The sequence below is a fragment of the Stenotrophomonas sp. 93052_Sma genome (assembly GCF_056481145.1).
The window spans coordinates 2,307,349-2,327,639 of record NZ_CM151134.1 but is presented as its reverse complement, the minus strand read 5'-3'; the positions used below and the strand labels follow the sequence as shown (position 1 = coordinate 2,327,639).

Genomic DNA, 20,291 nt, shown 5'->3' with positions numbered 1-20,291 from the left:
TCCATGCTCAATGGCCTACTCGCGCTCCTCGGCATAGCACGGCTCCCCAAAGAACCTAGAACACCGCTGGAGGAAGCGACGGGACTTTCACTCACAACTCCAGCGCAGCCACGGACAGCAGTGTGGCGATATCTGAAGATCAGATAGACGCGGACTCGCCTCGCTGCTATGCTGGTGAGCTAGGCGAGCGATCTGAGAGACAAGTGGCCTATGTTGTCACCCAACCGACCCTCATTTCGCATTGGCCAGAGTTGGACGATTTCGTTCGTTCAATCGGCCCGTTCTTAGCCTGCGCCTGGTGCGCACTGGAGCGCTCAAGGACCGTAAGCGGGCCTGTTGCCGCCGAGGGCTTGGCCTCAGCCGCACTCGATACGCTTGCCTCACTTCGCGTACTGCAGCGCATTCCCATCGCAGCCCCCAATTCCGGGGCGAGGTCCTTGTATGAGCCTCTGGCATGGACCTATCAGGCCGCTTGGTCACGTCAGGACGTGAGTCTGGAGGCCAGGTTGACCAGTACGCTTACCCGATGGGCTGCCGAATGCCCGTCCACTGCCAAACGGACCTTGGGAACCTCGCTCGCAGAGAGCGAAGCCCGTGCATACCTGGCCAACCTGCTACGCAAGTATCGGCTATCTCCCACGCTGGGCAATGGCCTGAGATCGACCCAGCTCCCGGAGTGGAATGCACTGAGCTTGGGACGCAAGAGGTATGTACTGTGGGCCGGCATGCGCAACGTTGCGTCGGAGTTCCTGAAAGCTGATCTGGACGAGGAGGCCGCCCGTCGGGTACTTGATCGAGAGATCAGCAGGAGATGCACTTGGCTCGTTAGCCGAGTTCAATCGGGAGCACTTGGCCCGACTGACTTTTGCTTCGTGCCAGGCCATGGCTGGCGTCAGCCGTTGATCTTGGACGTGGCAATGGAGACGTTTATCCCTCTGGGCAGACAGTACTGGCTGCAGCCAAGTAGCGACTGGAGGCTTTAGCGGATACTCTCCGCGCCGCGTCCACTAGTGGGCGCGCGACCCAGCGAATCCGGTGTCAGCGGTCGACTAGATCGCGTAGGTATCGGTGGCGCCAATAGCCAGGGCTGGCCTTGAACGACTGATGAGCTCGCCACGCGTTTGATCTGGAAGGGCAACTACGAGCGCAGTCCCTGTGCCCATTGCTGCAGGAAATCCTCCTGGACAGCGGTCTCGATGGCACCCGGCCTGACACGTCGCACCGAGCCAATGGCAGCCTGCGCTGTTCGCTCAGCCCCTGACTGCAGTAGAAGCATCGCTGCGACAGTGCCGGCTCGCCCCAGCCCACCCTTGCAGTGGACCACAATGCGCAGGCCCGAATGCAAACTCCGAACGAGCATTGACCCCAGTACTGGCCATCGTTCGAGCAACCTCTGGTCAGGTGCTGCGCCATCCGTGATTGGAAGGCCATGCCATGAGATGCCCTGCCCTTCAACCACTTGAGGCAAGCACTCGATCCGCAACTCACTGAACTCCCACGGCTCGAGTAGCGTGATCAGGTGGCTGGCTCCCCAACACTGAATCACAGAGACATCCACATCGATGTCTCTCGCCCATGCCCCCGTCATCGCAACTTCTTGGTACTTACCTGGCGCGAAGGTCACACCAATTGCCCCTCCCCTTTCGCCAACCGGGAGTTCCGCGATAGCTAAAGGGTGGGTCAAACTTGTTCGAATCATGTCGGATCTCCTGAACGACAGCCCATTCCTATGCAGCAACCGGCGCTGCTGGCTGGAAGAGCTGCACCCGCCAACCCACTCACTAAGCACACCAACTACAACGGAACAACCAATCGTTCCTTCAGCATCTCAAGGGCCACTTCCAGGCCGGCGTCATCCGCGTCATATGGAGCGCCGAACAAAGAGACCTCAATCCAATAGCGCTCCTGCCCCGGATGGATGTAGTCCGCGTGATCGTCCAGCAACAGCGCTGCACCCAGGATCGGAGACACATACCGGAGGTCCTTCGTTGCCCCTCCCCAGAATGTATATGGCAACTCAGCGAACCAGCCTGGCGCGCTCCCTTCCTCGACCAGCAGCCGCGAAATCCTGCGGAAAGCTGCCTCAGGGACCGTGGTGTAGATGACCAGATGCTCGAAGAGTTCATGAGCGACCTCAAGGAACTGATAAAGCCCTGGGCGTGGAATCTGGCTGACAGCATTTGAGATCAGCGTCCCCTCGAGATCGAGAGCAAGGATGGTCGGTCGCATTGAGCGCTAGGATCCTCATCAGCAGTTGGACACTTGGATCTGGAGCGTTCCGCGCTGCGCTTGGTCATCGGACGCAGTTGCGGAACGCCAATGAGTCAGATATCTGAGAACTTCTCGGCTTGCTTAAGCTGATTCTCCAGAGACTGGATCTTTTCCCTATAGTTGGCAGCTATGTAGGGCTTGTCATTGAAGTCCAAAGCCGTCTGAGGAATTAGTTCGAGCTCGACTCGCGTTGAAGACGCTTGTCGAATTGCCAGTGTCGACCACGCATCATCACCTTTTACGAAGCCAACATTGAAGCGCGCCGTGACGCCGCGGCTCGGCTTGAGGCCATCAATCGATCGGAAGTCGCTGTGCACCCGCGACTTTGCCGTGGGCTGAGCTTCGCCATTGATGTAGAGCGTCGCCGCCCAGCTGGCCTGGCTGAGCGCCAAAGTTGAGCTATTCGCAATTCGCGCCTCAATGACCGGCTTCGGGCCAAAGAAGCTGTCCTCGATCCGTAACGTTGCGCCACTCGCACGCACTCTTTCTAGTTCGGTGATCGTCGGCCGCTGCGCGTTGGCCTGCTCCTGCAGAGCAAGAATTTCTTTTGGATGGGCATCCCTAATCTGCTTGATGTGCCCCCTAACCACCTGTCTTATAGATGCATTCGGGTAGGCCTTGTTCAGCTCAGCCAGATCAAGGCCGGCAACGGCCCAGTTGAAGGCATCCCGCTCATGGGCACTCAGCTCGGCGTCAATTGCGTCAATCGACGCTCTGTATTGCTCCTGCGTGCCGTCAGTGACCAACTTCCTGTCTACTGGACCGCTGCAGGCGGCAACTAGGACCGTCAGAGCAAGCAGCAAGCCCTGCCTGCCCCAGCCAGCTGCGTCGCGTCGACGTTGTTCTTTGATCATGCCCTTCCCCTGTCAATGAGAAGCACAGGATATCTGGTTTTTAGATATCGGAGAACTGGATATAGCTTCTGAAGCCGCTCAACCAGGGTGCGGCCGTGGCCAAGACAATCCATCGCAAGGAATACGCCGCCCTGATTGAGACCGTCAGAGACGCGCGCTTGGCTGCTGGCCTTACCCAAGTACAAGTGTCCAGCAAGCTGGGGCGCAGCCAGTCGTTCATTAGCGATGTTGAGACAGGGAAGCGCAGGGTTGACGTCGTGGAGCTTAGGGACATAGCGCGCCTGACAGGCCTATCCCTGGGCAAGCTCATTGCCGACTTTGAGAAGCGACTCAAAGACTGACTTTACTGAGCTAAGGCTCAGTCTTCTTCAGATGCGTACCACTAGGCTCACGCCTAGTGCCCACCCCACTATCCCGCTCAACGAGCATGCGACCACTTTGAGCAAATGGCTTCTTGCCAGTTCTGGCTACACAGGACTGGCTGGTCAAGTGGTGGCCTCCAGCGCACCATCCGAGCTAGAAGGGAAAGCATTCATAAGCCCTGTCGGCGCGCTTGACTGACGATTCCTTCGCAATAAGAGGTTCAGCGCTTCAAGGAAATCCCTTTGGGGCGACCTCTTCGTACTGACCATAGCTTAAAAGGCTCGGCATGCATTGCAGAACCAGCATGCGCATCTCCCCGCAAGAACAGTGACCTCCACCGCGCGGCTAGCGTTGATACCTCTCCCTTGTTGACGCCACTTCAAGGTAACGAAAGATCCTGGAGGCGCATCTCACGGCTCATCAACCATGGGATGCGGATGCTCAACGTCAACCAGCATGTCGACAGAACGCATGAACTTCAGAAGCACTGCGCCCAGAGGCTTGATGCGGGTGTAAGGCGAGCTTCCGATGCTAGAAGTGGGCAGGACTTCCGCCACGCATGCCGCTACCGGACTGATTGGCGCAAACTGCTTGAGAGTTGCAACCTCGCCGTGACAAACATCCTCCGGCACGTCCAGCAGCCCAAGAAACAGGTCGTCAATTGCATCTTGAGTCGGCAAAGATCCGCCGAGCTCAGTCCCAGCCAGCTGCGCGAATGCTCCTTGCCTTGTCAGATCATTCACGAAAGCAAGATAGTGCGAGTGAAACCGGGCGAAGAATGTATCCACCCCACCTGTGCGAGGAGTCACCGGAAGCATGCACGGATAGTCATCTGCGAAGAATACCCCCTTCGCCGAATTGCTACTAAACGCGCTGGAATCCGTATTGCCAAGTGGAAACCCAACATCCTTTGGCAACAGCGATCCCCTACGAAGCCTGACCACCCGCTGCTCCATCAACAGCTGGATTGCCGTGCATGCGTCGGGGCGCAATCCCCAAACAGCACAAAAACGAATAATTGCCCAGCGTAGTGCATCCCGGACATCTACTGCAGTCTCGAGCCTACCGCTGTCTATAGCTAACAGATAGTTACACGCACACAGGCCTATCGCGTCCAAGGAGCCACCTTCGGCCACGTTGAACATGGACTCCAAGGCATCTACCCGACTTGGCGCATAGCTGCTGAGGCCAGGGAGATTGTGATGAGAAGCCACCAGGCGTTCGGTGATGGACGGCATCAGTAGCCCAAGACGCTCCATTAGTGATCGACGTACGCCCCGCAATTGCTCCGCAGTGGGAGCCTCTGTGCTGCAGATCATCCAGATCGGATGCTCGAAGGCCTCCTTTGCAGCCGCGAACGCTGGATCCCCATGCACCGAGTCAATCAAGTATCCACCAGGACCGCGTAGCTTCCCTGGATGATGCCCCTTGCTGAAGAACCGGTAGAAGGATCGGGGACGACCGTTGGCCGCTTGCGCGTGTATATCGAGCCCAACTCTAGGCAAGAGCAACTGATCAAGATCATCCCAGGTCAGTCGATCGCCATGCAGCCTTCGCACAACGCAGGCCCACACGCTATTGCGGACGACCAGCGCCACGTCTGTTGGAATCTTGCCACGAGGCATACTTATGGATCTTCTGAAGCGGGACTAAAGAATCCCCTAGAACTGGCTGCAATTGTGCATGATGGGGTCCAACGGTAGCTAGGAGTTGCGTCATGCCTATCCAGAATCCAGAAGCAGCAGTCTCCACCGAACTCAGTCGCGAGCTGCTAGAGCGGCATGGGGAGCTCATGGGCGGCAGCGACCTCCAGCGGAACCTTGGCTTTCCAAACGGCCGCACCTTCGGCCGAGCCGTCCAGCGTGAACTTTTGCCGGTTCGCACCTTTCCGCTGCCAGGTCGGCGGGGGTTGTTCGCCAAAACGCGAGATGTCGCTGAGTGGCTGAACTCGCTGTAATTCCTGAGCACGCGAGCTGAGGCCGAAGCCAAAAGGCCCGCACCACTTCTGATCTGCTGAAACTCACCTAGGCGCACAGTGCGCCCCTGAACGGCTTGACGCCAAAACTCCAGCTTCAAAGGAGGCATTTAGCCCCCCAGTTCATCAAATCTCCGACCCCGGAAATGAAATCGCCCCCGCAGCAACGGGGGCGATAGCCTCGCCCGGAGCGAGAGGGGGTGAAGCTCTACGATAACGTATGTAGGCTCCCGCAATTCCGACTTCGTGTCAAGCGGCAAAGCTGCTTGAGCGGGCATCTGCGCGCTCCGACTGCCATCGTATGGCAATCGGCACGGCACCCCATGCCCGAAATCCCCAATGACCCTGCTGGCCATTGCCGCCAGTACCGAGCCTCATTCTCCGAGGCCAACCGGGAAGTCGATCGATGAAGATCCAACACTCAGCTGACCATGCATTGAGTCATCCCTCAATCGCGATTGCGCAGCGCCACTCCTCGACCATGCGAACTGCAGTCATCCACAAGGAGGCAGCATGAGCAACCACGCGACCAATCCCGTGAGCCCGTTCCAAGGCGTAGCGTCTGCACGCGCCTCCGACCCGCTCCACAATGGGAAGGATCGACCGCTGGCCCCCCGTGAACTAACCGCTGGCCAGATCAAGAGGGGGGACATCTTCACCTTCTTTAGCCCGAAAGAGAACCGGACGGTTACCGTACACGGCCCCCTGCAACTCGCGCTTCGACTGCAATTGGAGTTTGATCCATCAGTGGCGGCCGTGACCGAGAGGCCTCGGTCCATCCCGGTAGGACTTGACAGCATGGAACTCCATTTCTGGTTTCAGAGGCGCGGAGGCCAGGAGATCTATGCAAACGTCATTCCGAATTCGCAGACAGTACCCGGCGTGGATGGCAAGCGTCGTCCTCGCGAGCTGGACCGGCTTCGTTCAGCAGCCAAGGATGCAGGCATCTCTTTGTGGCTAATCACGGAGGACGAACTCAAGGCGCCCGGCGGCAGGAATGAGCTCTGCTACCAACTGCTCGGGTTCTGCCAGTCAGCCAAGGATCTGGGGAGCAGCCTGGCGTTGCGACAGGAAATCGCCGCGACCATCGAGCGAAGCGGCAGCATCAGTGCAGATGAACTCATCCATGAGCTCAGGCACCACCCTCGAACTCACATTCAGGGGGTCGTGGCTGAGTTGCTTCACGTCGGATTTCTGGCGACCGATGCATTTCCTCGAATGACGGGGCGATCAAGGATCTGGAGGGCCGACCCATGAGTTCCAAGTTCAATGCCGTCGACCTCGAGTCGATCCGGGCAACTCCAAGGCCAAATGGGATCGTACTTCCAGCTGATCAACAGTCGGAATTTCAAGCCCGCCTGTCAGCACTCACCAGCGTCCTTGATGGGGCAACCTTGGTCGACGCAGCCCTTCGATGGGGCGTGCCGCGAAATACCCTCTCTCGAATGATCCGGACCGCACTGCTCTTCGACGAGAGCGGTCATCGAGTCGGATACCGAGCCTGCATTCCCTATGCGCGATTCAGCGTGTCAGATCGCAACAACTCGGTCGTCCCCGATAGTTCACATCCGTTCGCCATAGATGCTGTCCTGCAAGCGATCCCCGAACTCGGCGATGCAGTCGCAAGATTCAAGGGCGCCTTGCCAACACAGTCCAAAAGGAGCCCCGCGTTCGACAGGCTGCATTCCCAGTTCGTGAAGGTGCTGACTGGGAAGGGCTTTCAGGCCATGTATCCGCTCAACATCCGTGACAAGGGAAGACGAGCACTGACCTCCCTCATAAAGCGCATCCGAGGCACAAAGAGCGAAAATGAGATGCTCTTGGCTGCGGATGAGCCTACTTCCACCCGAATCGAGAACCTACTCAGCATTCGGCCATTTGATCGAGTTGAGTACGACGAGCATTCCGTCGACATCGACGCATGGCTGGCCATGCCGATGGCGGACGGCTCATTCCGGCTAGAGAAGATTAGTCGGATCTGGCTACTGGCAGTTGTTGATGTCGGGAGTGGCGCCATCCTTGGTTGGGAAATGGTGCTTGGCCGGAAGTACGAGCAACACGATGTAGTCAGCCTGTTCGCGAAGATCATGAGCCCCTGGCAACCAAGGGATCTGAGCACGTCGAACTTGAGCTACTCGACTAGTGCATGGATGCCGTCGATCTACCTAGTGGATGAGGTAGTGATGAGAAGCGCAATGATCGCAATGGACAACGACTCATCCCATCACGCCAAGATGACAGTCCGAAATCTCATTGATCATCACAAGGGAATCCTGCACTTTGGACGATCCGGGATGGGCGAAGGTCGCCCCTACATCGAGGCTCTATTCAAGAAGATTGAGAATGGCCTGCTGCGCCACATCGCCGGCGGCTTTGCTCCCGCAACGCAAGTGAATGAGCGTCAAGTCACTACAAAGCTTGACGGGAAAGACCACCCCATTCTCCTGGAGGTCTTGAAAGACCTCATTGACACCTATGTTACCTCGCACAATGTGACGAGCCGGTCCACTCGCGAACCCAGGTCGCCCAAGCGAATCATTGATGAGCATCTGGCATCTGGGGAGTGGGTGTGGCATGCACCTGGCACCGAAGATGACGTGAGAAACATGACCGTTAGGCGGATGAAGGTGACCATCAGAGGCTCCAGAAGGAGTGGTGTACCTCCCCTCGTCTATCTCGACCACGCTAGGTACAGGTCACCAACACTGTCTGGACAGTGGCACCTGATTGGGCAGTCATTTGACGCAACCTACGAAGACTGGCGAGACATTCGCAAGCTGACCCTCTGGAGAGGCGGTAAGCGTGTACTCACACTTCACGCTCTCGCCCCATATGCGAGCGTGGCCCACACGCTGTCGATCAGGAAGCGCGCGGCACGCTGGGCGAAGAGCGACGCGTCACGGGAGCCCGGTAACTACTGTTTAGCCGACAACATTGAGGCCTATCACGCAGCCGTCCGATCGGCGGCCGCTGGCGTCAGGGACAGCGCCTCGCTCATGGCAGCTGGCGATGTGCCCAAGCCACCTTCCACGACCAACAGTCAGGGGCAAGGCTCTCCACTGATGGGAATCCGCAGGGCCACGTTCAACACGAGGCTCCGCTGATGAAGGCCCCGGCGAGCCTTGAGAACCACCCAATGCACGCGCGACATCGCCCCAATATCCAGACTCTCCCCTTACTGCGAATGGCATCTGGATTCGCCACGTGCCTGGAGTATGGGCGGCCGAGCCTGAGGATCATTGGCGATGGCCGGTGTGGGAAGTCAACTGCCACGCGAATACTTGAAACCACCACTTCTTGGCGACCATTTCCTATTGGATTCCTCCGGATGGTCGTCGGAAAACCGACTACCCCTAGCGAAGGCAACTTCTTCCGCGAGGTCATCCTTGGACTGGGCATGAGGGCAACAACCGTAGCCAGCCCACAGGATCTCCTCCTCAGGATCATCCGGGCAATTGAGCAGGAAGCCGCTAGAGCATCGGCCGACGTGGTCGTGATTGCGATCGATACGGCTGAGCAGCTCACGCTCAAGGACTACGCCCACCTTGCAAAGCTTCAGAACCACTTCCTCGGATCATCAGTGCAACCGTTCTTTCTCTTCATCCACCAGAGCAACAGCGTGATTGGAGGCGCAGACGATCTTAGTCAGCTGGCGCCGCCACATCTGTATGGCCGATTCTTTGTCGACAGCCATCCTTTTACCGGGCTTCTCTGGGACATCCCGACGGAGGACGCTGACGTGCAGGACGCATGTGATGTCGCCTTGGCATTTCGCCAGCTTGACCAAGTTATGAGGTGGCCGGACGAGGGAGGAAAGACCTACACCGAAGCATTCGCACCCTATGCTTACAGCGTTGGCTGGCGCCTTGAGAAGGAGACCGAAGCGATACGCGAACGAATTGAGAACCTTGCCAATCAAGGCAACTATCCCGTTCCCAAGGATTGGCTCATGGCCTCCTTCAACCAGTTTGTCTACCACCTACTCACGAAGATCGCTGCTGGGCGCAACGATTTCGAAGGGCTTACTACCCAGCACATTGATGAAGCTCTCCTGCGCAGCGCATACGCCGGCTTCGAAAGCTCAAGAAATAGGGCCGTAGGCAAATGAGGAGCGGCGCTCAGCTGGTCGGCGGCAACCTCCGACTTGTTCCATACCAATCGGCTTTTGGCTGCGTCGCGAGGCTATCGCGACTGAACCAGGCCAGGCGGGTCACGGAGTACTCACAACTCCTCGGAATCAAGCCAAACAGAAACATCAACCTGCTCTTGAGCCTGACGACCTCGCAAGTACAACAAGAGGCACTCTCTACAACCCTTGGGATCGAGACTCCGCCCGAGTGGGACTTGGCGGCGTGGTATCCGTTCATGACGGACGACCCGAGACTGCCCTCCCATCTCAGGTTGAGGTACTGCCTTCCTTGCATCAGACTCGGGTATCACACCACACTGCATCAGCTGCCCTGGATTTCCACGTGTCCCTGGCATGGCGTTCGCCTGCGCCAGAGTTGCCCACGATGCAATGGATTTCCGGTGACAGTCGCTGGCACGCCCACGAAGTTGCTCACCTGTGCGTGCGGCTTTGACCTTATGAATGAGTCGGCTTCCGCCTTGCAGAGACACCCCCACCCCAATGCCACGGCGTATCTACAGGCCTACCTCAACTGGTGTGCGGAGCAAAGGCGTACAAGTCGGCTGATCGTAACTCCAGGGGTACACGTTGATCCCAGCAGGATTTCCAGCCTTGTGGACCTTCCTCCTGGCCTGGCGCTACGCCAGGCCAGGAGGGTCTGCAACGCTAAAAGGTACAGGCTCACGACACACCCAGATCAACAATCACCACCAGCAGGCGCAGATACAGCACTACGTGCAAACCATACGGGCTCTGAGGACGACTCAGGCCCAATCCTCCGTTACATTGACCAGAATGCAGCCAGAGGTTCCCGACGAGGTCGATCAGATCAGGCCTTTAGCCCTCAAGGCGAGCGAGTCGCCGGAGCTCGGGATCAACCGGCTCCGGATGGATGGAGCAGCTACGCCGCGACCAGGCCAGGCGGGCGCTATCGAGTGATTCACCCCAACTATTTGAACTTCGTAGATGAGCTCCTGGGCAAATTCAGCCATTCCAGCCCGCAGCGGGTGAGCAACTCGGGATTGGGACTACGAGTGAGACTAGCGGTGCTCGCCCAGGGCTACGCGGACGGCATCCTCCTCTCGGAGCATGAGGGCAACTTGAGCGCGCTTCCGGAGCGTTATAGATCGCCCAGTCCCATTGCGCTTTTGGATACGAGCCATCCACACGAATTGCGCGTGGCGTTCGGATAACGCAACCCTAAGCAAAGGCATCGATCGCCCCACCCTAAACTTCTGACGCACAACTCAGCTGCCGAGATAGAGAAGCCGCCTGTTTGCACCTGGAAATGGGCGGCACCCATTTATTCGTAGCATTTGCCAACAACAGCAATCGAATCCACGCCAGGGCCAGGCGCCTTCAATCCGTGATGCTGATGCACCAGTCAATGCCAGATGGCGCCATCGGGCAGAGACTCTGGCTGGTCTACCATCAGTAGATAGTCAGGAGCAAGATGACGCTGAGGGTTCGGCGCCGCGCGATAGGCCTGAATGACGTACTGGACCAGCGGGACTTCCACCCCAAACCGAAGACCTTAGGTGCCCCGCATGTACTCCTCGCGCACCATCTGCCGTTGTGCGCCAGTCAGTTGCGGATACTGCCCACCGCTAGGATCACCGATGACGCGCTGTCCTGCCGCGTGCGGGCACCCGGGTTGACTTGGCGATAGGCGCCCCACACCACCGCCGTGGTCATCCAGCACCGCGCCGCACTCGCCGGCCTGGAGGGGACTTCGGCGGACACAACCTGCGCTCGGGCTTCATCACCGAAGGGGCGCACCAAGGCTTGGCGCTGCCCGCCCTGATGGCGAATACCGATCACCGCTCGGTGGCCAGCGCGGCTGGCTACTTCCAGCAGGGCGGCGCCCAGCACAACCCGGCCGCACGGCTGCTCGACGCGGATTGAGCCCGTCCCAGGCGCGCCGCGTCCCGGCACCCACCCACGCCCTTGAAACTGTGAAAGCCATCCCAATGTTGATCGGGAGCTATCAGCTTTCCGGCCCGTGATCGGGGAAGAGTCGCAGTTCCTGCGACAACGAGCCGGCAAGTTGGCAGCGGGGAAGTCGCAGTACCACCTCACCTATCCGCCGGTCGGCACGCGCCCGGCTTGGAGATCGATGCATGGGAACGCAGCACGTAGGCCATAGGGAGCTTGTCAATTTTGCCGACGATCGGGTCAATCTGCCACGCGATAAAGCCAATGAGCTACGCGCGCAGGCGCGTGGACTGAGAGAGCGTCTGGAGACCTACCTAGGGCAGCACCCGGATTTCACCCTTCGAAAGATGATCCTTTCGGGAAGTCTGGCAAAAGGCACCGCATTGCGGTCGCTCAACGACATTGACGTGGCCTGTTACATCAGTGGGGCAGACGCCCCCAAGGACATTGGGAGGCTGCTGGAGTACTTGGCAGAGCGGCTTCGAAAGGCTTATCCAAATTTCAAGCCCGAACAAGTCAAGCCCCAGACTTACTCCGTAACAGTCTCGTTCCAAGGTTCTGGGCTGGATGTGGACGTGGTGCCGATCCTCTATGACGGCGATCCTGACTGGTATGGCAACCTAGTCAGTCAGGATGATGGCTCGTTCTTGAGAACCAGCATTCCCCGGCACCTAGAGTTTGCCAAGCGGCGTAAACAATTGCAGCCTTCGGATTTTGTGCAGGTGGTGCGCTTGGTCAAGTTCTGGGCAAGGCGCATGAAGACGGAAGTTCCCGGCTTTCGTTTCAAGTCCTTCATGATCGAGATGATCCTGGCAAAGCTGTGCGATGAGGGGCGTGATTTCTCCAACTACCCCGAAGCGCTCCAGCACTTCTTCACCTACGTGGCGCAGAGCGGCCTTCGCGAACAAATCGCATTCCAGGATTACTACCCTACCGCCATTATCGCCGCCTTCTCCGAGCCTATGCAGATCATTGATCCGGTGAACGAGAAGAACAACGTGGCCAAATTGTACGGTCACGCGCAGGTCGATGCCATTGTCGAGGCGGCATTGGATGCCGGCGACGCGATTGATGCGGCACTGGCTGCACCGACCAAGCAGGAGACCGTGCGCTACTGGCAAAAGGTCTTCGGCTCTTCCTTCCAAGCGTGAGGGCCCTATGACTGGCAGCTACACACAATCAAGCACCAGCACCTTTACGATCACTCATGCCCGCCACATGGCAGCGAAATTGGCCGCCGACCTCAAGCGTATGCAGCGCTTCTATGGGGCGCCCAGCGATGACAGAATCGCCGCTTATGAGACCGAAGTGGTTGAATTGTTGAAGGCCGGCTATCTGGACACAGTCACCTACGGTTTCAAGCGGGGTGATAACTGGATCGAGCCCACACTGCGCTACACCGCAAAAGATCTTGCAGGCATGTCCGGAATCGATGACGATCCCGGCAAGCTCCGCCCAGGCGCAGATGTATCCGGGGCGAGCTTCTACAACTACCTGACGTATTCCTCTGCCTGGTTCACGCTGTCGGCTCCTCAGCGGGAGTCATTTGAAAAGTCGCTTCCATTTCAGCGTACCGGGGCAGCCGAGCCTGGTATCAGCGGAAGCCTGGTGTCTGACCGCAGCTACTCTGCGGGTGGCAAGGCACTCGACCGCCTCAGTGTCAGGAGCTACTAATGCACTCAAAGCCAACCCTTGACGAGTTGTTTGATCAACGTCGCATCTATCCGGACATCGACGCCCGCACCCGATTGGATCGGCTGATTGGCGTGGACGATCAGAAGGCTCGCTTGTCGAAGATTCTCGGCCTGCTAGTCCACCCAGCTGGCCTGGAATTGTGGGCCAAGCGCCATCACCCAGGTGCCGCAACGCTGCTTGATTCCGTACTGCGCCGACCTCCTTTGGTCATTCTTTCCGGTGACGTCGGCTCTGGCAAAACCGAATTGGCAGAGACTATCGGTGATGCCGTGGCGCGACAGGAGAAGATTGATATCACCTTGTTCCCGCTCAGCCTGGCCACCCGAGGCAAGGGACAGGTTGGCGAGATGACCCAGCTACTCACCACAGCGTTCGACTACGCGCTGGCAGAAGCGACCAAATTGCAAGGTCGCGGAAAAAGCACCGGAGGGGTCATCTTGCTGGTGGATGAGGCCGATGCGCTGACCCAGTCTCGGGAATCGGCGCAGATGCACCATGAGGATCGAGCAGGGGTCAATGCCTTCATCAGGGGTATCGATCGTCTGGCGCAGACGAAGGTGCCCGCCGCCGTGATCATGTGCACCAATCGCCTCAACGCGCTGGATCCGGCCGTACGCCGTCGCGCCGCTGACATTTTGACCTTCAACCGTCCTGATTCAGCTCAGCGACGCTACGTCCTGGAACACCAGTTGCGACCGCTGGGTCTATCCTCCGTGCAGATCGAAGGGCTGGTAGAGGCCACTGGAGCGAAGGATGGACAAGAGGTCGGCTTCACCTACTCTGACATCACACAGCGGTTGATCCCCTCGATCGTACTAGATGCTTATCCAGACCGATCGATTGAGAGCAAACGCGCGCTTGAGATTGCTCGCCCAATGCAGCCAACGCCGGCGTTTCAGGATCATGGCTGAGATGCCTTCCCAGCACGCGCCGGGGCGCCGCTGACACTGTTTCGTGTGGCACAGCTGGCTGCCCCACCCCAGTCGCTGCTATTTCACATTGTTGACCAGGCAAGCGCCTGCTGCTGAGTGTATGGAGGTCCCAAGATGTCCCAATGGTCACTTTCACAGCTGCTTTCTTCATTGCATGAGGATGTTCAGCTGCGCCTTGCCACTGTCCGGAAGACGTTCAATCACCCAGGGTCCAAGGGGGATGCCAGTGAGAACGTGTGGATCAGCTTGCTGGATACCTACCTACCAAAGCGCTATCAAGCTGCGAAGGCACACGTGGTGGATAGTCAAGGAAATTTCAGCCAGCAGATTGATGTGGTGATTTTCGATCGGCAGTATTCACCGTTTATTTTCACCTACGAGGGTGAAATCATTGTTCCTGCCGAGAGCGTCTATGCGGTGTTCGAAGCCAAGCAGACAGCGAATGCAGAGCTGGTGGCGTACGCCCAGCAGAAGGTGGCAAGCGTTCGACAGTTGCAGCGCACTAGCCTGCCAATCCCGCACGCGGGTGGGGTCTATCCGCCAAAGGCCTTGATGCCAATTCTTGGCGGGCTGCTGACCTTTGAAAGTGACTGGAGTCCAGCGCTTGGGCCCTCCCTGGAAAGGGCACTGACCGCCAATCCCGGCGACGGGCGCTTGGACCTTGGCTGCGTTGCTGCGCATGGTCACTTCTTCTTTGACCATTCCAAGGATCGCTATCTCTTTGTGAATGAGAACAAGCCCGCGACGGCGTTCCTCTTCAAACTCATCGCCCAACTTCAGTTCAGTGGGACCGTACCGATGATTGATGTTGAGGCTTACGGCCAGTGGCTGACGAAGTGATGGCTTGGTCATGGCAGCTGTTGGGCGCGACATGAGGCATGCCTGCCCGGGTACTCCGCGCTGTTTAGCGAGGAAGCTTGCCTGAGGGAGACGCCTCTAGGCTTCACGCGCTTCGTGCCCAGCTCGAGGTGCACCGAGTGAGGTCGCTGCCTTCCGGCCCGGAGCACGGATGTTTCAACTTGGGGCGTCGCGCGATTAGCTTGTGCACAATCAGCGTCAGCGGGCCAGCGCGAGGCTGGCTGAATCTCTAGCGATGCCGCGACTATCCCTTCCTCCGAGTCCGAGTCCGAGCCCCACCTCGACCACGTGGCGGGGCCGACCTAAAGGAAGAGGTTCGCAACCTCCAATGGCCACCTCGACTGCTGCGAGAGCGGCTCGGCCACAATCATCGATAGCCTGCCGGACAAGAGCATTCCAGTCCCCACAGCATTGATTACGCTCGTTTGAACTACGCCGCCGGGCACAGCCGCTCCATTGGCTTTGCCTCAAATTAGAAGCCGTGCATTGGCGCCGCACCAAATTCATGCACTAGCGTTGTGCAATGTCCAACTACACAGCATTGGCGCGCGCGAGATTGTGGTGCAACACCGCATCGATCCATTGATTAATCAATGAGATACAGAATCATAGTTTTGCGCGTGCAACAGGCTCCGACGTTGGCATGGAGCCCGATCAATGCGTGCCCTGAAACGACCGCCCCTTAGGTCGGCTTTTCGTTCAAGTGCGGTCGACTGGTCACCCCCCAAAGGGATGCGAGCTGCTGCTGGAAGATTTCGCGTCGGCCATCGTGGCGGAGACTTTAGGCCGTTCTTCGTTGTAGTCACGCCGCAATCTTTCGATACTGGTCCTGGCATGGAGCAACGTCGGGAACCAATGCTCGTTCAGACAATCAACACGCAGCCGCCCGTTGGAGGACTCAACGTAAACGCATTGGTTCGGCTTGCCGGGCTCGATCAGGCGCTGGGCAATTTCCTTCTCGTGAGCCCACGCCACCCTCGCCACGTCGATGGCCGCCGCCTCGTGGGGGGCGCCGTTCTCGAACACCTGCTCGGCCAGCAACTTCTTCAGGCGTGTGTTCTCGGCCTCCAAGTCCTTGAGCCGCTTGGCGTCGGGCACGCTCATGCCACCGAACTTGCTGCGCCACGCGCTACTCAATCTCGGACGGGGAGCGCAGCTCGGCGGGGAGCAGCCCTCCCCTACCCTCAATATATCGGGTTCTACCCCGTTTTCACGGACACTTACAAGAAGGCCGATTCAGGCCATGAGGAGTGTTCATGTCAAAGCGTAGGAAGTTCGGTGCCGAGTTCAAGCGCGGTGCGGTTGAGCAGGCGAACCAGCCCGGCATCAGCTGCGCCCAGGTGGCCCGGGAGCTGGGAATTCGCGACAACCTGCTAACCCGCTGGAAGCGCGAGGCGCAGAATCCAGAAGCGGCCGCTTTCGGCGGCGCTGGTCAGAAGGCGCCGCTCACACTCAGTGACATCTGGTCGATCAGGGCGCGCCTACAGCTTGCAGGAGGTGCTCGTGACCTAGCGCTGTTCAACCTGGCGATCGACACAAAGCTGAGAGGTTGCGATCTGATCAGCCTACGACTGCGAGACGTATCGCATGGTGCGGTCATTGCTAATGAGGGCTATCGTATTGCAGCGTAAGACCGGCATGCCAGTTCAGTTCGAGTTGACCGTCTCAACAAGAGCCGCCCTCGCTGAATGGGTCCATCAGGCTCGACTGGAGTCGGCATCCTATTTGTTCCCAGGATAGGGTGATAGTCACCTGTCTACCCGGCAGTACGCGCATTGCAGCGTCATGGGCTTCAGCCATTGGACTCGACCGCCACAGCTACGCCCCCTCCTGCTTGGATCCATTGGATCCACGCTTGATTGAAGCCCTCCCGATTTCATCATGGTTGAGTCAGCGGACGCACCGCATCCGCTGACCTCAGCCCATCTAGCCCACTGGCACATCCCTCTTCGAACCGTTGGATCCAACGAGCACCACTGCAGCCAGAGCGGCCAGGCCGGCAGCAATTGCCGCACCCAAGAACGCAGCCTGGAAACCCGTCAGCGTACCTTCCGCACTTTGGCCTGCAACAGAGCTGGAGCCCCATGTAGAAAGCGCAACCATAGTAGCGAGACCTATGGCAGAGCCAATCTGGTAGGTTGTATTGATCAGGCCCGAAGCCAGGCCGGTTTCCTCGGGTTTGGCGCCAGCCATGCCTGCCATTGTCGTCGGAATATACGCCAAGGCCATCCCGAACGCGGCGAGGAGAGAAGCAGGAAGAACGTGCGTCACGAATGAACCATCCGGCGGCAGATTCGCAAACATCAGGAGCGCTCCACCCATAAGCACCAATCCGATCACAAGGTTTGCTTTCACGCCAAACCGCCCAATAAGCCTACCGGAAAGGCCAACCATCACGATCATGATCGTGCCGGTCATCGGCAGAAGTGCCAAGCCACTGGCTAGCGCAGAGAGACCAAGGATCTGCTGGAGGTAGAGGTTCAGGAAGAACCATAGTGGAATCCAAGCGGCGCCAAGAAGCGCCATTACAAGGTTGCCCGCCGCCAGGTTTCGTGCTTTGAAGATGCTCATGGGAAGAAGCGGCTCGCGCCTCACGAACTGCGCGACCAAGAAGACGGCGAACAGAACGAGTGATACACCCAGCATTGCCAGAACCTGCGGAGAATAGAATCCAGCCGTTTCAATGGTAACGATGGCAAAGACAAGACTGACAAGCGCAATCGTCACACTGATCGCCCCAAACCAATCAACTGCGCCGGCGTTGCGCGGAGACTTGCGGAGCACAGCCGGTATCAAGGCGAGCACCAACAGGCCGAGCGGTACATTGATCAGGAAGGTCCAGGGCCAAGTCAGCCATTCGGTGATGACGCCACCTAGAAACACACCCGCAGATCCGCCGGCAGCAGCAGCGGCACCCCAGAAGCCGAATGCCTTACCAAGTTCGGCACCATTGTTTCCAAAAAGACGCATGAGGATCATCAATGCGGACGGCGCGATGAGTGAAGCGCCAACGCCCTGCAAGGCGCGGCCGGCAAGCAGCATCTCCTGACTTTGTGCCAGCCCCGCTACCAGGGATGCGGCGGTAAGTATGAAGAAGCCGCTCGCAAATATCCTCCGCGCACCGAAGAGGTCACCCAGTCGCCCGCCCAGGAGCAGCAGACCGCCAAATGCGATGACATAGGCATTGAAGATCCAGCTAAGCCCACTGGCGCTGAAGCCCAGTTCAGCCTGCATTGCGGGTAGGGCCACGCCGATGATGGATGTATCAAGAATAACGATAAATTGGGCAGTACAAAGAAGAGCTAGAGCGGCCCATCTTTTCGGGTCAGGTATGTTCTTCTGCATTGAGACTTCCAAGTATCAAGTGCTCGCCAATTGCGATTGATGGTGAGTGTCAGACTTACAACGTTGACAGAGTCAACAGTGAGAATCATGCGCGCAGGTATGCGCATCAATGTTGATGCACACCCCCTGCCGACAGGTCAGGGCAAGCGTTCGCTTGGGTGACTGGCCAACTGGGCCCGTAGCTTCCAGCAACGTGCATCTAGGCAATCCGGCCACGCTCAAACCTGCCGCGACAGAGGGCCTGTCAAAGCCTTGCTTCAGCAAGACCCCGGCTCGTCTCAGGAACTCTCAGCAACATTGACGACCAACGGAACCGTTCGGATCTCACCGCTACCCATGAACTGGATCCAAAGCGCATATTGGCCCGGTCTAGGAGGATTCGCGTGGAGCATCATCTGTGCTGGGATAGGGCCAGCTTGAACATGCCCTGCTCTGTGGGAACCGTGCGCGCCCTCGGGTGTATTGATCGACATTGCATGGGCGTGGACGTAAGCAAGGTCATGAATTCCGACGAACACCGCGTGAGCCGGGACGCCAAGGTACAGGCCCAGGTCCTGGGCAGGTTCTCCGTCCTTGAGAACCGTTAGTTTCAGCATGCTCTCCTTGCCCGCCTGCAACCCCTTCTGATCCAGTTGCACTGTATAGGGGCCGTCGGCTCCTTCACTGGATGACAGGGGAGGCTCGGTTCCAGACGCGCCGGTTGCTGCATCCACTGAAACGTCGAAGCGAACCACCTGCTGTCCAAGCCCAGCAGGAACCGCGTCAGCAAAAACATGGTAAAGGCCCGGCTTCGGGAAGTTCATCGCCACCCGGAAGCGACCATCCGGCTCCGGTTTGCCCGGATGCTCGTGCAGGAAGCTGGAGAAGTTGCTGTCGGTTGCCAGAACATGCAGATCCTGCGTCAACTCCTCTTCGAACTTCGTTATGCGCTTGCCCGTGGTCTTTTCGGAGAATGTGATAAGTAACTCACGGGAAAGAGGGCCCGTTTTTTCAATGGAAATTTCGGCAGTCACCTTCTCGGTTGATCCCGGAAGTGCGAAGTGCCCTCTCAGCGCTCTCTCGGACGCCGCGGATGGCAGCGCGGTCGTACCGATGGCGGCCATGCCGAATGCAAGAAGATTTTTGATGAACATGGGGATCTTTCTCCATAGAAAATTGACCAGCTGCGTGCCAACGACTGACCGTGGCATCCGGCCTCGGCCGGCCTCGCCAGATCAGATGTGTGAACGTTGATTGCCTGGCTAATTGGCACATCAACTACTTTCAGCGCTGACAGCGTGGCAATGTCAATACGATCCATGGAGGCCTTTCTTTTCCATCTGCTTGGATTCATGTTCGGAGAATGCGGGTCTCAGGCGACGTCCAGTTCCCGCCTCCCCTGCTACCGCGGCAGTAGGAGTATTCGTCGCGACGTCATGAGTTGCAGAGTCGATAGTCAAACGGAATACGCAGGATCTTCCCATCATCTCCCGGTCCCGAAATGCTCGCTTGCAATGACGTTCCATCACGCCGGTACTCAATGCGCTTCGGGAAGTCATTCTGCAGATTCTCGAACACCACCCAGTTCGCGCCGTGCTCGGCAATGACGAACGTGGTTGCCGCCACGCCATTTGGCTGCACATGCAGGCCAGCCGCTTTGCCTGCAGGCACCAGACGCATGTACTCGAATGACTCCATATCGCCGCGGCTCAACGTGCGCGACATACCAAGCAAGGCGCCGCCTGCCTCTGGCAGCCACACCTCATCAAGCCTGCGCTCCTCGGTACCACCGCACCAATGCCCGGCCAACCAGTCGAACCTGGCCGGAGCAGCGGTGACTGCACTGCTTCCCAACGCCAGCCCTGCGCCCAGCACCACCAACGTCGACTTCAACATACCCTGACCTCCTGGATCGGTTGGACGCAGGCTAGCGCCCCAGCCCCGGGGACGCTTGT

The 20,291-nt window shown here is 58.3% G+C and carries 16 protein-coding genes and 3 pseudogenes; 11 read left to right on the top strand and 8 right to left on the bottom strand.

All coding sequences use genetic code 11. From position 1 onward, the window contains the following. Positions 1 to 1,138 precede the first annotated feature (1,138 nt). The 3 genes from ACZK2V_RS10930 to ACZK2V_RS10920 all read right to left on the bottom strand — a co-directional run bounded on the left by ACZK2V_RS10930 (position 1,139) and on the right by ACZK2V_RS10920 (position 3,125). Positions 1,139 to 1,588 carry a phosphatase domain-containing protein gene (locus tag ACZK2V_RS10930; RefSeq protein ID WP_017354502.1) on the bottom strand — a complete coding sequence of 150 codons (450 nt, stop codon included), beginning with the start codon at positions 1,586 to 1,588 and terminating at the stop codon, positions 1,139 to 1,141. Positions 1,589 to 1,794: 206 nt separating this feature from the next. Beyond that, on the bottom strand, positions 1,795 to 2,229 hold the full coding sequence (locus ACZK2V_RS10925) for an NIF family HAD-type phosphatase (protein WP_017354503.1): 435 nt from the start codon (positions 2,227 to 2,229) through the stop codon (positions 1,795 to 1,797). A 95-nt stretch (positions 2,230 to 2,324) separates the two neighbouring features. Beyond that, positions 2,325 to 3,125, bottom strand: coding sequence for a hypothetical protein (locus tag ACZK2V_RS10920; RefSeq protein ID WP_017354504.1), 801 nt, complete (start codon positions 3,123 to 3,125; stop codon positions 2,325 to 2,327). A 95-nt stretch (positions 3,126 to 3,220) separates the two neighbouring features. Here ACZK2V_RS10920 and ACZK2V_RS10915 point away from each other — a divergent pair, with 95 nt between their 5' ends. Continuing rightward, positions 3,221 to 3,466: a helix-turn-helix domain-containing protein gene (locus ACZK2V_RS10915; RefSeq protein ID WP_017354505.1), complete on the top strand. Its 246-nt coding sequence runs from the start codon at positions 3,221 to 3,223 to the stop codon at positions 3,464 to 3,466. A 432-nt stretch (positions 3,467 to 3,898) separates the two neighbouring features. On the opposite strand, the gene ACZK2V_RS10910 is transcribed toward ACZK2V_RS10915, so the two are convergent. Beyond that, positions 3,899 to 4,876 carry a hypothetical protein gene (locus ACZK2V_RS10910; protein WP_146027644.1) on the bottom strand — a complete coding sequence of 326 codons (978 nt, stop codon included), beginning with the start codon at positions 4,874 to 4,876 and terminating at the stop codon, positions 3,899 to 3,901. A gap of 329 nt (positions 4,877 to 5,205) precedes the next feature. On the opposite strand from ACZK2V_RS10910, the gene ACZK2V_RS10905 reads away from it, so the two are divergent. From ACZK2V_RS10905 to ACZK2V_RS10865, 9 genes and pseudogenes are all read left to right on the top strand, one after another. Further along, positions 5,206 to 5,445: a hypothetical protein gene (locus tag ACZK2V_RS10905; protein WP_049399270.1), complete on the top strand. Its 240-nt coding sequence runs from the start codon at positions 5,206 to 5,208 to the stop codon at positions 5,443 to 5,445. Between the two features lie 531 nt (positions 5,446 to 5,976). Next, positions 5,977 to 6,720 carry a hypothetical protein gene (locus ACZK2V_RS10900; protein ID WP_017354507.1) on the top strand — a complete coding sequence of 248 codons (744 nt, stop codon included), beginning with the start codon at positions 5,977 to 5,979 and terminating at the stop codon, positions 6,718 to 6,720. After that, positions 6,717 to 8,567, top strand: coding sequence for a hypothetical protein (locus ACZK2V_RS10895; protein WP_049399271.1), 1,851 nt, complete (start codon positions 6,717 to 6,719; stop codon positions 8,565 to 8,567). Before ACZK2V_RS10900 ends, ACZK2V_RS10895 begins: the two co-directional genes overlap by 4 nt. Further along, a complete protein-coding gene (locus ACZK2V_RS10890) occupies positions 8,567 to 9,571 on the top strand; it encodes an ATP-binding protein (RefSeq protein WP_332840906.1) in 1,005 nt (334 codons plus the stop codon). Before ACZK2V_RS10895 ends, ACZK2V_RS10890 begins: the two co-directional genes overlap by 1 nt. Positions 9,572 to 11,288: 1,717 nt before the next feature. Continuing rightward, positions 11,289 to 11,497, top strand: a pseudogene (locus ACZK2V_RS10885) (integrase); the annotation flags it as partial. A 215-nt stretch (positions 11,498 to 11,712) separates the two neighbouring features. Next, the gene (locus ACZK2V_RS10880; protein ID WP_026070609.1) at positions 11,713 to 12,678 is read left to right on the top strand and encodes a CBASS oligonucleotide cyclase; all 966 of its coding nucleotides are present in this window, start codon (positions 11,713 to 11,715) and stop codon (positions 12,676 to 12,678) included. Positions 12,679 to 12,685: 7 nt separating this feature from the next. Further along, a complete protein-coding gene (locus ACZK2V_RS10875) occupies positions 12,686 to 13,201 on the top strand; it encodes an HORMA-1 domain-containing protein (protein ID WP_026070608.1) in 516 nt (171 codons plus the stop codon). Continuing rightward, a complete protein-coding gene (locus ACZK2V_RS10870; protein WP_017355006.1) occupies positions 13,201 to 14,133 on the top strand; it encodes an AAA family ATPase in 933 nt (310 codons plus the stop codon). Before ACZK2V_RS10875 ends, ACZK2V_RS10870 begins: the two co-directional genes overlap by 1 nt. 135 nt (positions 14,134 to 14,268) lie before the next feature. Then, positions 14,269 to 14,994, top strand: coding sequence for a DUF6602 domain-containing protein (locus tag ACZK2V_RS10865; RefSeq protein WP_026070607.1), 726 nt, complete (start codon positions 14,269 to 14,271; stop codon positions 14,992 to 14,994). Positions 14,995 to 15,792: 798 nt separating this feature from the next. On the opposite strand, the pseudogene ACZK2V_RS10860 reads toward ACZK2V_RS10865, so the two are convergent. Beyond that, a pseudogene (locus ACZK2V_RS10860) lies at positions 15,793 to 16,137 on the bottom strand (integrase core domain-containing protein); the annotation flags it as partial. Positions 16,138 to 16,268: 131 nt separating this feature from the next. Here ACZK2V_RS10860 and ACZK2V_RS10855 point away from each other — a divergent pair. Next, a pseudogene (locus tag ACZK2V_RS10855) lies at positions 16,269 to 16,445 on the top strand (transposase); the annotation flags it as partial. A gap of 493 nt (positions 16,446 to 16,938) precedes the next feature. On the opposite strand, the gene ACZK2V_RS10850 reads toward ACZK2V_RS10855, so the two are convergent. From ACZK2V_RS10850 to ACZK2V_RS10840, 3 genes are all read right to left on the bottom strand, one after another. Then, the gene (locus ACZK2V_RS10850; RefSeq protein WP_486323270.1) at positions 16,939 to 18,357 is read right to left on the bottom strand and encodes a DHA2 family efflux MFS transporter permease subunit; all 1,419 of its coding nucleotides are present in this window, start codon (positions 18,355 to 18,357) and stop codon (positions 16,939 to 16,941) included. 278 nt (positions 18,358 to 18,635) lie between these two features. Continuing rightward, positions 18,636 to 19,490, bottom strand: a complete 855-nt coding sequence (locus tag ACZK2V_RS10845; RefSeq protein WP_180844240.1) for a hypothetical protein — start codon at positions 19,488 to 19,490, stop codon at positions 18,636 to 18,638. Positions 19,491 to 19,770: 280 nt separating this feature from the next. Beyond that, the gene (locus tag ACZK2V_RS10840; RefSeq protein ID WP_149908496.1) at positions 19,771 to 20,232 is read right to left on the bottom strand and encodes a DUF6265 family protein; all 462 of its coding nucleotides are present in this window, start codon (positions 20,230 to 20,232) and stop codon (positions 19,771 to 19,773) included. Between the last annotated feature and the right edge of the window lie 59 nt (positions 20,233 to 20,291).

Excerpts from the sequence above, each read along its gene's own strand:
- ACZK2V_RS10895 (WP_049399271.1), top strand. The coding sequence starts at position 6,717 with ATGAGTTCCAAGTTCAATGCCGTCGACCTCGAGTCGATCCGGGCAACT.
- ACZK2V_RS10880 (WP_026070609.1), top strand. The coding sequence starts at position 11,713 with ATGGGAACGCAGCACGTAGGCCATAGGGAGCTTGTCAATTTTGCCGAC.
- ACZK2V_RS10930 (WP_017354502.1), bottom strand. The coding sequence starts at position 1,588 with ATGACGGGGGCATGGGCGAGAGACATCGATGTGGATGTCTCTGTGATT.
- ACZK2V_RS10850 (WP_486323270.1), bottom strand. The coding sequence starts at position 18,357 with ATGCAGAAGAACATACCTGACCCGAAAAGATGGGCCGCTCTAGCTCTT.
- ACZK2V_RS10900 (WP_017354507.1), top strand. The coding sequence starts at position 5,977 with ATGAGCAACCACGCGACCAATCCCGTGAGCCCGTTCCAAGGCGTAGCG.
- ACZK2V_RS10905 (WP_049399270.1), top strand. The coding sequence starts at position 5,206 with ATGCCTATCCAGAATCCAGAAGCAGCAGTCTCCACCGAACTCAGTCGC.
- ACZK2V_RS10870 (WP_017355006.1), top strand. The coding sequence starts at position 13,201 with ATGCACTCAAAGCCAACCCTTGACGAGTTGTTTGATCAACGTCGCATC.
- ACZK2V_RS10925 (WP_017354503.1), bottom strand. The coding sequence starts at position 2,229 with ATGCGACCGACCATCCTTGCTCTCGATCTCGAGGGGACGCTGATCTCA.
- ACZK2V_RS10890 (WP_332840906.1), top strand. The coding sequence starts at position 8,567 with ATGAAGGCCCCGGCGAGCCTTGAGAACCACCCAATGCACGCGCGACAT.
- ACZK2V_RS10865 (WP_026070607.1), top strand. The coding sequence starts at position 14,269 with ATGTCCCAATGGTCACTTTCACAGCTGCTTTCTTCATTGCATGAGGAT.
- ACZK2V_RS10875 (WP_026070608.1), top strand. The coding sequence starts at position 12,686 with ATGACTGGCAGCTACACACAATCAAGCACCAGCACCTTTACGATCACT.
- ACZK2V_RS10920 (WP_017354504.1), bottom strand. The coding sequence starts at position 3,125 with ATGATCAAAGAACAACGTCGACGCGACGCAGCTGGCTGGGGCAGGCAG.
- ACZK2V_RS10840 (WP_149908496.1), bottom strand. The coding sequence starts at position 20,232 with ATGTTGAAGTCGACGTTGGTGGTGCTGGGCGCAGGGCTGGCGTTGGGA.
- ACZK2V_RS10845 (WP_180844240.1), bottom strand. The coding sequence starts at position 19,490 with ATGTTCATCAAAAATCTTCTTGCATTCGGCATGGCCGCCATCGGTACG.